Here is an 11,826-nt window from a genome sequence, read left to right on the forward strand (position 1 = left end):
ATGACCGAGTAACAGTAGAAATGACGAGGACCGACGCCCTATACGGCGTCAGTCCTCGTCATTTCTACCGAAACTCGGCTAGGGCGTCAGGCGCGTCGGCCCGCGGAACAGGTAGACGACCTCGCGCAGGTTCGTCTGGTGCAGCATGAGCATCAGCACGCGCGAGAGCCCCATGCCGAATCCGCCGTGCGGCGGCACGCCGTAGCGGAAGAAGTCGAGGTAGAACTCGAGCTCCTCGGGGTCGAGCCCCTTCTCCTTCGCCTGCTCCACGAGCACCTCCACGCGGTGCTCGCGCTGGGCTCCCGTCGAGATCTCGACACCGTTGTAGATCAGGTCGTAGCTGTTGGTGAGCGATCCGTCGCCCTCGTGGCGCATGTGGTAGAACGGCCGGATGCTCGAGTCGTAGTCGGTGAGGAACACGAAGTCGTGCCCGTAGGTCTCCTTGACGTAGGCCGCGATGCGGCGCTCGCCCTCCGGGTCCATGTCGGCGTCCTCGCGGGGCACGACGTAGCCGTTCTCGGCCACGATGCGCTTCGCCTCGGCGAGCGGGATGCGCGGGAACGGCTGCGAAGGCACCTCGATGTCGACGTCGAAGAGCGCCTTGATCTCGTCGCCGTGCTTCTCCTTGACGGCGCGGAGCCCCGCGACCATGAGCTCCTCGTGCAGCTGCATGACGTCTTCGTGCGAATCGATCCAGGAGATCTCGGCGTCGACGCTCGTGAACTCGGTCGCGTGTCGCGAGGTGAAGGAGGGGTCGGCGCGGAACGCGGGCCCCACTTCGAAGACCTTGCCGAAACCGGCCGGCTGCGCCATCTGCTTGAAGAACTGCGGACTCTGCGCGAGGTACGCCTTGCCCTCGAAGTAGTCGACCTCGAACAGCTCGGCGCGCGACTCGCTCGCCGACGCCATGAGCTTGGGCGTGTGGATCTCGATGAAGTCGTGCTCCACCCAGTAGGTGCGCCAGGCGTGCTCGAGGGTGGTCTGCACCCGGAAGACGAGGTTCTGCTCGGGGCGGCGCAGGTCGAGGAAGCGCCAGTCCATGCGCTTGTCGACCCCGGAGTCGGGGGCGATCGGCGTCTCGGGGATGGCGGCGGTCACGACCTCGAGAGAGGTGAGCTTGACCTCGATGCCGCCGAGCTTCACGCGCTCGTCGTGCTTGAGCTCACCCGTCACCGTGATGAAGGAGCCCTGGGCGAGACCCGAGATGGCCTCCGAGATCGCCTCGGTCTCGTCGGTGCGCGGATTCACGAGCTGCACGGCGCCCGACTCGTCGCGCAGCACGACGAACTGCACCTTCTTCTGGTCGCGAACGGTGTCCACCCAGCCCGAGACGACCACGGGGCCGGCTTCGAGGGCGGAGAGGTTCTTGACGAGGGTGCGAGTCGGTTCGGTCACGGTAGAGGAGTCTACCGGCCCGGCCCCGTGTGCACCGGGCCGGGTCCGGCGCACCGGATAGAGGAGCTCAGGCGCGGCGCGTGGGGATGCGGCGGTAGCCGTCGATGCCGATGGCGCGCACGGTGGCGGCGATGCCGGCGACGGAGACGAGAGCGAACGCGGAGAGGGTGATGATGGTCATGGTCGGTGCCTTTCTTCCTCTCTATTCCAGTCGCTACAACTGTTCAGCACAATCTCATAGTTCTACAGCTCTGGTGTAGCGCAGCTACACGATCCTGTTCTCGGCGGATACACGGCGACCGCGATCGTAGACTGGATGCCGTGCCCGCCGCCCAACTCCATCTCGTCCGTCACGGAGAAGTCTTCAACCCCGACGAAGTGCTCTACGGGCGACTGCCGAACTTCGGGCTCTCCGACCTCGGCAAGCGGATGGCGGCGGCCGCCGCGAACGACCTCGCCGTGCGCGCCCGCCCGGTGAGCGCGATCTACACCTCGCCTCTGCAGCGAGCCCGCGAATCCGGTGAGCCCATCGTGGCCGCCTTCGGGCTGGAGCCGCGCATCGAGGAGCGCATCATCGAGCCCACGAATGCCTTCGAGGGCCGGCGCATGAAGGGCAAGGGCGGGGCGCTCCGGGATCCGCGGATGTGGCGGCACCTCTACAACCCGTGGCGGCCGGCCTGGGGCGAGGCCTTCCGGAGCATCTCCGGGCGCATGCTCGCGGCCATGGACGACGCCTTCGACACCGCAGAGAAGGCGGGCGACGGCGACGTCGTCATGGTCAGCCACCAGCTCCCCATCTGGATGGCGCACCGAGCGATCGTAGGCGAGCGACTGCCGCACGACCCGCGGAAGCGCCGCTGCGCCCTCTCCAGCATCACGACCTTCGAGCGCCGCGACGGCCGCTTCGTGGAGGTCGGCTACTCCGATCCCGGCGCCCCCCTCGCCGCTGCTGCGGTCGACGTGGGAGCCGTATGAGACGGCGACTCGCGGTGGCGGCCACGCTCGCTGCCGCCGCTCTCGTGCTGACCGGCTGCTCGAACGACCCGCTCGCCGAGCAGTACCGCGAGGGCAGCGGCAAGAACTTCATCTCCGGTGACGGCGCCGTGACCGAGATCGCCGAGGCCGACCGCGGTGAGCCGATCGAGTTCAAGGGCGTCGACGAGAACGGCGAGACGGTCTCCTCCGCCGACTACGCGGGCGAGGTGCTCGTGGTCAACTTCTGGTACGCCGGATGCGCCCCGTGCCGCGCCGAGGCGCCCCTGCTCGAAGAGGTCAACGCCGAGTACGCGGGCCAGGGAGCATCCTTCCTCGGCGTGAACGTGCGCGATCAGGCGTCGACCGCCCAGTCGTTCGCGAAGACCTTCGGCGTGACCTACCCCTCCGTCGTCGACACCGACGGAGCGCTGCAGCTCGCGTTCTCGGGCACGATCGCACCCAATGCCGTGCCCACCACTCTCGTGGTCGACACCGAGGGACGGGTCGCCGCCCGCATCCTCGGGCGCGTCACGGAGGCGTCGATCCTCGACGCGCTCGTGAAGTCGAACCTGGCCGGCTGACGGTGGACAACCCCTTCGCCGAGATCGTGCTGAGCGGTCAGCTCCTGCTCGCCATCCCGGTCGCCCTCCTCGCGGGTCTCGTCTCCTTCGCCTCCCCCTGCGTGCTGCCGCTCGTGCCGGGCTACCTCGGCTACGTCGGCGGCATCTCCGAGGCGGGGAGGGCCGCGGGCAGCGCCTCGGGCGCCGACGAGAAGGCCGCGCGCCGGGCCGGGCGCCGCCGCATGCTGCTCGGCATCGCCCTGTTCATCCTCGGCTTCTCGCTCATCTTCCTGGCCTACTCCGCCGTCTTCGGAGCCCTCGGCTTCTGGCTGATCCAGTGGCAGGACACGATCACCCGCATCATGGGTGCCGTCGTGATCGTGCTCGGCCTCGTGTTCATCGGGCAATTCAGCTTTCTCCAGCGCACCTTCAAACCGAGCTGGCGACCGGCCACGGGGCTCATCGGCGCCCCCGTGCTCGGCATCGTCTTCGGTCTCGGCTGGACCCCGTGCATCGGCCCGACCCTCAGCGCCATCCAGGCGCTCAGCCTCACGAGCGGTTCCGCTTGGAGCGGCGTGCTCCTCGGCCTCTTCTACTGCATCGGCCTCGGCGTGCCCTTCCTGCTCGTCGCCCTCGGGTTCGAGTGGGTGGCGGGCTCGGTCGCGTTCCTCAAGCGGCACATCCGCACCATCAACATCATCGGTGGCGCACTCCTCGTGCTCATCGGCATCCTGATGGTCTCGGGCCTCTGGACGATCTGGGTCTACCAGCTGCAGGCGGTGATCACCGGCTATGTCACGCCCGTCTGATCACTACGACTCCACCGAGATCACCCAGCCCCGGCTCGGCCCGGTCGGCTGGCTGCGCTGGTTCTGGCGGCAGCTCACGAGCATGCGCACGGCGCTGTTCCTCCTCCTCCTGCTCGCCCTCGCCGCCGTGCCGGGCTCGCTCGTGCCGCAGCGTGCGGCCGACCCCAACGGCGTCACGCAGTACTTCGTCGACAACCCGGATCTCGCGCCCGTGCTCGACTCGGTGCAGGCCTTCGACGTCTACACCTCGGTCTGGTTCTCGTCGATCTACCTGCTGCTGTTCGTCTCGCTCATCGGCTGCGTCATCCCGCGCACGAAGCACCACTTCGAGGCCCTGCGCGCCAAGCCGCCGCGCACCCCCGCACGGCTGTCGCGGCTCGCGGGGTTCACGACGCGCGAGATCGAGGGCGCTCCGGATCGCTCGGCCGCCTCGGTGATCGAGTCGGCGCGCGCCTTGCTCAAGCGCCAGCGCTACCGCACGGTCGTGTTCACGAACGTCGACAAGCGCACCGGGCAGGAGGTCGTCTCGGTGTCGGCCGAGCGCGGCTACCTGCGCGAGACCGGCAACCTCGTCTTCCACTCGGCGCTCGTCGGCATCCTGCTCGCCGTGGGCATCGGCGGCGGGTTCGGCTACAGCGGTCAGCGCGTGATCGTGGAGGGCCAGACCTTCGTGAACACCCTGCTGGCCTACGACTCCTTCAACCCGGGCCGGTTCTTCAACGACAGTCAGCTCGCGCCCTACTCCATCACCCTCGACGAGTTCGAGGCCACCTACGAGACCCAGCCGAACAACGCCTTCGGCCAGCCGCTGGACTACACCGCCTCGGTCACGACGAGCGAGGGCGGCGACGAGTCCGAGGCGGCCATCAAGGTCAACGAGCCGCTCAAGATCGGCGGCACCGACGTCTTCCTGCTCGGCAACGGCTACGCGCCCACCATCACGGTGCGCGACACCGAGGGCGAGGTCGTCTTCACCGACTCGGTGCCGTTCCTGCCGCAGGACTCGAACCTCACCTCGCTCGGTGTCGTGAAGATCCCGGATGGCCTCGCCGACCAGGTGGGTCTCATCGGCTTCTTCTACCCCACCCAGGCGGAGTCGGCCACGGGCGCCTACTTCTCCTCGTTCCCGTCGCTGGAGTACCCGGTGCTCACCCTCAACGTCTACGACGGCGACCTCGGTCTCGACGGCGGCGTGCCGGCATCCGTCTACTCGCTCGACACCGACAGCATGAACCAGCTCACGGGCGGATCGACCGGTGTCGACTCGATCGAACTCGTGCCGGGCCAGGAGGCGGAGCTGCCGAACGGACTCGGCACCGTGAGCCTCGACGACGTGAAGCGCTTCGCGTCGTTCGACGTGCACCACGACTCGACCCAGGGCTGGGTGCTGCTGTTCGCGATCCTGGTCACGGCAGGGCTGCTCACGTCGCTGTTCATCCCGCGGCGACGGGTGTGGGTGAAGGCGGCCGAACGGGCCGACGGCACCCTGCACGTCGAGTACGCGGGGCTCGCCCGTGGCGACGACCCCCGTCTCGACGAGGCCGTCGACGCCCTCGCCACCCGGCACGCCGCCGGGTTCCCCGCTGCGGATCCTGCGGGTTCCGGCGGACCCTCGTCTCCTCCCGAATCCAAGGCTTAGGCTCTCTCTGTGACGCAAACGCTCGACGATCTCTCCCTCATCCTCATCTACTCGGCCATGGGGGTGTACGCCCTCGCCTTCATCGCGTTCACGCTCGACCTGGCGCGGCGGTCGTCGACGGTCAAGAAGGCCGTGGCCGAGGATGTGCCCGTGGCCGTGGGGGCGGGAGTCTCCGGCGCATCCGGATCCGTCCTCTCCAAGGGCGGCTCGGGCGGCTCGGGCGACTCTGGCGACTCGGCCGATTCGCTCGTCTCGCTCGAGGGTCGCGACTCCTCCGGCCGCCGCTCGCTCGCGCTGCGGCTGGGCGTGGTGTTCACGGTGCTGGCCTTCGTCATCCAGCTCGCCGGCGTCATCCTCCGCGGCATCGCGGCCGCCCGCGTGCCGTGGGCCAACATGTACGAGTTCTCCATCACGGGGACCGTGCTCATCGTGGCCGTCTTCCTCGTGCTGCTGCTCAGGGAGGACCTGCGGTTCCTTGGCACCTTCGTGACCGGGCTCGTGCTGGTGCTCCTCGGCGTCTCCACCATCAACTACTACGTGGCGATCTCGCCGCTGCCGCCGGCGTTGCAGTCGGCCTGGCTCGTCATCCACGTGCTCGTCGCGATCCTCGGCACGGCGTTCTTCGCGCTCGGCGGTGCGCTCTCGATCATCCAGCTGCTGCAGACCCGTGGGGATGCGATGGGCCGGCTGAGCGCGGCACTCAGGCTGCGGTTCCTCCGCACGCTGCCCGACGCCGACTCGCTCGAGCGACTCGCCTACCGGGTCAACATCGTGGGCTTCGTGTTCTGGACCTTCACCCTCATCGCCGGCGCCATCTGGGCCGAGCGCGCTTGGGGCCGCTACTGGGGCTGGGACACCAAAGAGGTGTGGACCTTCATCATCTGGGTGATCTACGCGGGGTACATCCACGCACGGGCCACACGCGGGTGGCGCGGGTCGAGGTCGGCGTGGCTCGCGATCGTGGGTTTCGCGGCGGTGCTGTTCAACTTCGGCGTGGTGAACGTGTTCTTCAAGGGACTGCACGCCTACTCGGGGCTGTAGACCGCCGCCGGCTGTTCAGAACTGCAATCCTCCCGAGGACCGCGGCCTCTGACGGCTCGGAAGCCGTCTGCGTTGCGGTTTCGAACCGGATCGCACGTCAGAGCAGAGCGTGCACGCGGGTGACTCGGTCGCGCCACCACTGTTCGCGGGCGAGGGCCGGGCGCAGGCGCTCGAGCAGGCCGGCGTCGGGCACCGGCCGTTCGACCGTGATGCTGCCGCCTCGGGCGCGCAGGCTCCTGGCGGGTGCGACGACGTCGGTCTCGAAGAGGTCGACCGTGGCGAGCCCGCAGTCGTAGGGGAGTTCGGGGAGGGCCGCGGCGAGATGCGCGCCGAGGGCGATGCCCACCGAGCTCTCGAGTGCCGAGGAGATCACGGCGGGGAGGCCGGCCTCCGCCACGACGGCGAGGGCGCGGCGGAGGCCGCCGAGCGGCTGGGCCTTCACCACGAGCAGGTCGGCGGCGCCCGCACGGGCCACGGCGAGCGGATCGTCGGCCTTCCGCACGCTCTCGTCGGCGGCCACGGGGATGCCCAGGTAGCCGATGCGGCGGCGGAGCTCGGCGAGCTCGTCGACGCTCGCGCACGGCTGCTCGAGGTACTCGAGATCGAACTCCGCGAGGCGGTGCACGGCGTGCTCGGCCTCGTCGAGGTTCCAGCCGCCGTTGGCGTCGAGGCGGATGCGGCCCTCGGGGCCGACGAGTTCGCGCACGCGGGCGATCCGGTCGACGTCGTCAACGAGGGTCTGGCCGCGTTCGGCGACCTTGACCTTGACCGTGCGGCAGCCGTCGTAGTGCGCGAGCACGCGCTCGACGTCGGCGGCCGGCACGGCGGGCAGGGTCGCGTTCACGGGGATGCTCGTGCGGACGAGGGGCGGCGCTGGCCGCCAGCCGAACTCGAGGGCGGCACGGAGCCAGGCGGCCGACTCGACGTCGTCGTATTCCGGGAAGGGGGAGAACTCGGTCCAGCCCTCGGGGCCCTCGATGAGGGCGAGCTCGCGCACGGTCTGGCCGCGGAAGCGGGTGTGCAGGGGGAGGGCGACCACGCGCATCCGCTCGAGGATGTCTGCCAGGGCGGGGTGTTCCTGTTCGTCCAGCACTCCACAAGTGTCGTCCCGCTCACACCCATCCACAATCCCGCCCCCCGACGTGGGCCGGATCGGCCGGGCGCGTAACCTTGCAGCATGAGCGATCGCACCACCGTCTCCGACATCTTCGACCCCTCCGAGTGGGTCGTCGCGCCCGGTTCCGAGGGCTTCACCGACATCACGTACCACCTCGACACGGCGGGTCAGGTGGCGCGCATCGCGTTCGACCGGCCGGAGGTTCGGAACGCCTTCCGACCCAAGACGGTCGACGAGCTCTACTCGGCGCTCGACGACGCGCGGCAGAACCCGCGCGTGGGGGCGGTCCTCCTCACGGGCAACGGTCCGAGCCCGCGCGACGGCGGGTGGGCGTTCTGCAGCGGGGGAGACCAGCGCATCCGTGGCCGCGACGGCTACAAGTACTCCGAAGAGGAGACCGCGGCGGGCATCGATCCGGCGCGGGCCGGGCGCCTGCACATCCTCGAGGTGCAGCGGCTCATCCGCTTCATGCCCAAGGTCGTCATCGCGGTCGTGCCCGGTTGGGCGGCCGGGGGCGGGCACTCGCTGCACGCCGTCTGCGACCTCACCATCGCGTCGGCCGAGCACGGTCGCTTCAAGCAGACGGATGCGGATGTCGGTTCGTTCGACGCAGGCTACGGCAGCGCCTACTACGCCAAGCAGATCGGGCAGAAGTTCGCGCGCGAGGTCTTCTTCCTGGCTGAGGAGTACAGCTCGCAGCGGGCCTACGAGATGGGGGCGGTCAACAAGGTGGTGCCGCACGCCGAGCTCGAGGCCGAGGCGCTGCGCTGGGCACGCATCGTGCTCGGCAAGTCGCCCACGGCGATCCGCATGCTGAAGTACGCGTTCAACGCGGTCGACGACGGCCTCGTGGGTCAGCAGATCTTCGCGGGCGAGGCCACCCGCCTCGCCTACGCCAGCGACGAGGCGGTCGAGGGCCGCGACTCCTTCCTCGAGAAGCGGAATCCCGACTGGTCGGGCTTTCCGTACCACTTCTGATGCGTGCGGCGAGCGCGGTGCGCGGGGCCGGCGGCGCGGTGGTGTCTGCGGGGGCCGTGGTTGCGGCGCGGGTGATCGGCGTGCCGGCCGGGGGCGGTGCTGCGGCGCAGGAGGAGCGAGTCACCGCGGCCGATGCGCGGTGGGTGGCGGATGCGGCGCAGGTGGTGCGCGTGGCTGCGGTGCGGGCGACGCGGGTGCGGGCAGCGACGATGGCTGGGGCGGCGGGGTGACTCGCGCGCTCGAGGTCATCGACGGGTCGGACGCTGCGGTGGTCGAGCGGGAGCTGCGGCGGGCGCTGGGCAACGACGGGTCCGCGATCCTGCCGCGGGAGGGCGTGCGAGGGCTGGGAGATCCCGCGGTCGCGGGTCCGGTGCTGCCGACGGAGGTGCCGAAACGGGTGTCGCTCGTGATCGAGACCTCGGGCTCGTCGGGGCTGCCCAAGCGCGTGGCGCTCAGCTCCGACGCGCTGCTGGCCTCCGCGGCCGCCACCGAGGCAGCCCTCGGCGGGCCGGGGCAGTGGCTGCTCGCTCTTCCCACGCATTACATCGCGGGGGTGCAGGTGCTCGTGCGGTCGATCGTGGCCGGCATCGCCCCGGTCGTGCACCCGCGCGGTCACTTCTCGGCCGAGACCTTCGCCGATCTCGCCGAGCAGCTCCAGGCGCCGCTGCGCTTCACATCGCTCGTGCCAGCCCAGCTCGTGCGACTCGTCGAGGCGTCGGAGGCCGACCCGCGCATCCGTGCCGCTGCCGCCCGCTTCGATGCCGTGCTCGTGGGCGGACAGGCGCTGCCCGACCTGCTGGCCGAGCGCGCGTCGGGACTCGGCATCCGCGTGGTGCGCACGTACGGATCGAGCGAGACGGCGGGCGGGTGCGTCTACGACGGCATCCCCATCGGGCGGGCCTCGGCGCGGGTGGTCGACGGGGAGCTGGAGCTCGCGGGGCCCATGCTCGCCGAGGGGTATCTGGGAGACGACGAGCTCACGGCCGATCGCTTCCGCGTGGCCGACGGCACGCGGTGGTACCGCACGGCTGACAGCGGAACCGTGGTCGACGGCGTCGTGCGGGTGACCGGCCGGGTCGACAACGTCATCATCTCGGGAGGCGTCAAGGTCTCGCTCGATCGGGTCGAGCGACTCGTGCAGAGCGTTCCGGGCTTCGAGCAGGCCGTCGTGGTGCCGCGTGCCAGTGAGCGCTGGGGGCAGGTGAGCGAACTCGTCGTGGAGGAGGGCGCGAGCGGCACGACGGGCCAGGGCAGCGCGGTGGACGGCAGTTCGGTGAACGGCAGTTCGGTGAACGGCAGTTCGGCGGAGGCCAGTTCGGCGGGGGGCAGTGCATCGGAGGGCCGTGCGGCGGAGGGCAGTGCGGCGGAGGCCAGCGCGGCAGAGGGCAGTGCGGCGGAAACCAGCGCGGCAGAGGGCAGTGCGGCGGGCGGTGGCGGCGAGCGCGTCCCGGGCGGACTGGGTGTGCGGGGCCCCGACAGCGCGCTCGAGCGGGTGCGGGCGGTGGTGATCGAGGCCGCGGGCCGTCCGGCTGCTCCGGCGGGGCTCACCCTCGTGCGGTCGCTCCCGCGCCTGGCCTCCGGAAAGCCCGACCGCGCAGCGTTGGCCGAGTGGTTCGCGACCCCGCGGCCCTGAGCGGCCGCCGGAGGGGCCCGGTGGGCGGCGGTCGGCGGAAACGACGGAAGAACCTACTCTTGGGAGCGAACGACGGAGCCTCCACCGCGCTGGCCCGAAGACTCCTTCGTTCCCGCCGTGAACCGGCGTGCAGGGGAGCGCCCCCATCCCCACCCCAGCCCACGCGAATAGAATCAGGCCGATGTCCACCAGCAAGAAGAAGCGACCCCGCGGCAACCCCGCGCGATCCGGCAACCCCGCCCGCGCGCACCGAGTGGCGGACGGCGGCGGCGGCACCACGGTCGATGGCCGCCCGGCCACACCGCCGGCCGGTCCCCGCACGCCGGCGGCCGCCTGGATAGCCGGTGCGCGCCTGCGCACCCTCACGCTCTCCATCGCGCCCGTCGCGCTCGGCACCGGCGCGGCCGCCGTGATGACCGACATCGACCTCCCCCTCGTGCTCCTGTGCCTCGCCGTCTCGGTGCTCCTGCAGATCGGCGTGAACTACGCCAACGACTACTCCGACGGCATCCGCGGCACCGACGACCACCGCGTCGGTCCGCCCCGCCTCACCGGATCCGGTCTCGTCCCGGCCAGGCGAGTGCTCACCGCCGCCCTCGTGTTCTTCGGGCTGGCCGCCGTGGCAGGCCTCGCCATCACGGTCATCACGGGCCACTGGTGGCTCCTGGCCGTCGGGGCCGTCGCGATCGCCGCGGGCTGGTTCTACACCGGCGGCAAGCATCCGTACGGCTACTACGCGCTCGGCGAGGTCTTCGTCTTCATCTTCTTCGGACTCGTGGCGACCGGGGGCACGACGTTCATCCTGGCAGGAGACATCAGCACCGAGAGCTGGCTCTCCGGAGTCGCGATCGGGCTGATCGCGTGCGCGGTGCTGATGGCCAACAACATCCGGGACATCGATCAGGACAAGCTCGCCAAGAAGCGCACCCTCTCGGTGCTGATCGGCCGCACCGCCTCCCGCGTGGTCTACGTGGTCTACCTCGTGCTGGCCTACGCGATCCTGTGGTTCTTCGGGCTGCTCTACCCGCTTGCGCCCCTCGTGTTCTTCACGCTGCTCATCACCGTGCCGGCCTCGATCATCATGATCACGGCCAGGAAGCCGCGCGAGTTCGTGACCGTGCTGCAGCTGACGAGCCTGTTCGGACTGCTCTACGGGATCGGCCTCGGGCTGGCCTTCGCGTTCTGAGCCTGTGCGCCGGCGGCCGCGGCGGTGCCGGCGGGCGCGGCGCCGTGGGCGGGGTCAGCGCTCGGTGCGGTCGACGGCCGAGTCCTCCACGTCCTCGTCCTCCGACACGGCGGCAGGCTTGGCGTTCCGCGCCTGACCGCGATTCTCCCGGGCGGCGTAGAGCGAGCGCGAGGCCTCGTCACGGGGCTTCCGCAGCACGATGATCGAGATGCAGAGCGAGATGAGAGCGGCGATCACGGCGGCGAGCCAGGGGGTGATCTGCAGCAGCAGGAGGATCGCGAGGACGCCGGCGAAGATGCCCACACGGATGAGGGTGTACACGAGCCAGGTGCGTCCAGGATTCACACCGTCGAGTCTAAAGCGTGCATCCTGATGGCCCGCCGAGCCGCTGCGGGAGGGGAGCACCTGGCCAGGCTCGGGACGCCGCAGATCCCGGTCAGGTCACGGTCGTGGAACACGCAGTCGGCTCCCGGATGGCGGGGGTACGCTTACG

The 11,826-nt window shown here is 70.2% G+C and carries 12 protein-coding genes; 9 read left to right on the plus strand and 3 right to left on the minus strand.

The annotated features are described in order from the left end of the window. Positions 1-78: 78 nt before the first annotated feature. Complete coding sequence (aspS, locus tag N1028_RS14215) at positions 79-1,395, minus strand: aspartate--tRNA(Asn) ligase (protein ID WP_259530023.1); 1,317 nt, start codon at positions 1,393-1,395, stop codon at positions 79-81. Positions 1,396-1,716: 321 nt separating this feature from the next. On the opposite strand from aspS, the gene N1028_RS14220 reads away from it, so the two are divergent. Genes N1028_RS14220 through ccsB form a run of 5 tightly spaced genes read left to right on the plus strand, consistent with a single transcriptional unit; the run spans position 1,717 to position 6,419 of the window. Further along, positions 1,717-2,370, plus strand: coding sequence for a histidine phosphatase family protein (locus tag N1028_RS14220; RefSeq protein ID WP_259530024.1), 654 nt, complete (start codon positions 1,717-1,719; stop codon positions 2,368-2,370). Beyond that, positions 2,367-2,951: a TlpA family protein disulfide reductase gene (locus N1028_RS14225; RefSeq protein ID WP_259530025.1), complete on the plus strand. Its 585-nt coding sequence runs from the start codon at positions 2,367-2,369 to the stop codon at positions 2,949-2,951. The genes N1028_RS14220 and N1028_RS14225 overlap by 4 nt, the downstream gene beginning before the upstream one ends. Then, complete coding sequence (locus tag N1028_RS14230; RefSeq protein WP_259530144.1) at positions 2,948-3,739, plus strand: cytochrome c biogenesis CcdA family protein; 792 nt, start codon at positions 2,948-2,950, stop codon at positions 3,737-3,739. The genes N1028_RS14225 and N1028_RS14230 overlap by 4 nt, the downstream gene beginning before the upstream one ends. Next, complete coding sequence (gene resB / locus N1028_RS14235; protein ID WP_259530026.1) at positions 3,723-5,378, plus strand: cytochrome c biogenesis protein ResB; 1,656 nt, start codon at positions 3,723-3,725, stop codon at positions 5,376-5,378. Before N1028_RS14230 ends, resB begins: the two co-directional genes overlap by 17 nt. Positions 5,379-5,387: 9 nt before the next feature. Beyond that, positions 5,388-6,419, plus strand: coding sequence for a c-type cytochrome biogenesis protein CcsB (gene ccsB, locus N1028_RS14240; protein ID WP_259530027.1), 1,032 nt, complete (start codon positions 5,388-5,390; stop codon positions 6,417-6,419). A gap of 97 nt (positions 6,420-6,516) precedes the next feature. On the opposite strand, the gene N1028_RS14245 is transcribed toward ccsB, so the two are convergent. Beyond that, a complete protein-coding gene (locus tag N1028_RS14245) occupies positions 6,517-7,512 on the minus strand; it encodes an o-succinylbenzoate synthase (protein ID WP_259530028.1) in 996 nt (331 codons plus the stop codon). An 84-nt stretch (positions 7,513-7,596) separates the two neighbouring features. Between N1028_RS14245 and N1028_RS14250 the strand changes: the two genes are divergently transcribed. The 4 genes from N1028_RS14250 to N1028_RS14265 all read left to right on the plus strand — a co-directional run bounded on the left by N1028_RS14250 (position 7,597) and on the right by N1028_RS14265 (position 11,333). Continuing rightward, on the plus strand, positions 7,597-8,514 hold the full coding sequence (locus N1028_RS14250) for a 1,4-dihydroxy-2-naphthoyl-CoA synthase (RefSeq protein WP_259530029.1): 918 nt from the start codon (positions 7,597-7,599) through the stop codon (positions 8,512-8,514). Further along, entirely contained in the window at positions 8,514-8,744 is a 231-nt protein-coding gene (locus tag N1028_RS14255; RefSeq protein ID WP_259530030.1) for a hypothetical protein, read from the plus strand. The genes N1028_RS14250 and N1028_RS14255 overlap by 1 nt, the downstream gene beginning before the upstream one ends. Then, positions 8,741-10,147 (plus strand): AMP-binding protein, encoded by a 1,407-nt coding sequence (locus N1028_RS14260; RefSeq protein ID WP_259530031.1) that lies wholly within the window; start codon positions 8,741-8,743, stop codon positions 10,145-10,147. Before N1028_RS14255 ends, N1028_RS14260 begins: the two co-directional genes overlap by 4 nt. Before the next feature lie 181 nt (positions 10,148-10,328). Further along, positions 10,329-11,333 (plus strand): 1,4-dihydroxy-2-naphthoate polyprenyltransferase, encoded by a 1,005-nt coding sequence (locus N1028_RS14265; RefSeq protein WP_259530032.1) that lies wholly within the window; start codon positions 10,329-10,331, stop codon positions 11,331-11,333. A 54-nt stretch (positions 11,334-11,387) separates the two neighbouring features. Here the strand turns inward: N1028_RS14265 and N1028_RS14270 are convergent, their stop codons facing one another. Then, positions 11,388-11,678 carry a DUF4229 domain-containing protein gene (locus N1028_RS14270; protein ID WP_259530033.1) on the minus strand — a complete coding sequence of 97 codons (291 nt, stop codon included), beginning with the start codon at positions 11,676-11,678 and terminating at the stop codon, positions 11,388-11,390. Between the last annotated feature and the right edge of the window lie 148 nt (positions 11,679-11,826).

This window comes from Herbiconiux oxytropis (assembly GCF_024979315.1).
Lineage (GTDB): Bacteria > Actinomycetota > Actinomycetes > Actinomycetales > Microbacteriaceae > Herbiconiux > Herbiconiux oxytropis.

Coding starts and splice junctions, on each gene's coding strand:
- N1028_RS14225 (WP_259530025.1), top strand. CDS start 2,367: ATGAGACGGCGACTCGCGGTGGCGGCCACGCTCGCTGCCGCCGCTCTC.
- resB (WP_259530026.1), top strand. CDS start 3,723: ATGTCACGCCCGTCTGATCACTACGACTCCACCGAGATCACCCAGCCC.
- N1028_RS14250 (WP_259530029.1), top strand. CDS start 7,597: ATGAGCGATCGCACCACCGTCTCCGACATCTTCGACCCCTCCGAGTGG.
- N1028_RS14255 (WP_259530030.1), top strand. CDS start 8,514: ATGCGTGCGGCGAGCGCGGTGCGCGGGGCCGGCGGCGCGGTGGTGTCT.
- N1028_RS14265 (WP_259530032.1), top strand. CDS start 10,329: ATGTCCACCAGCAAGAAGAAGCGACCCCGCGGCAACCCCGCGCGATCC.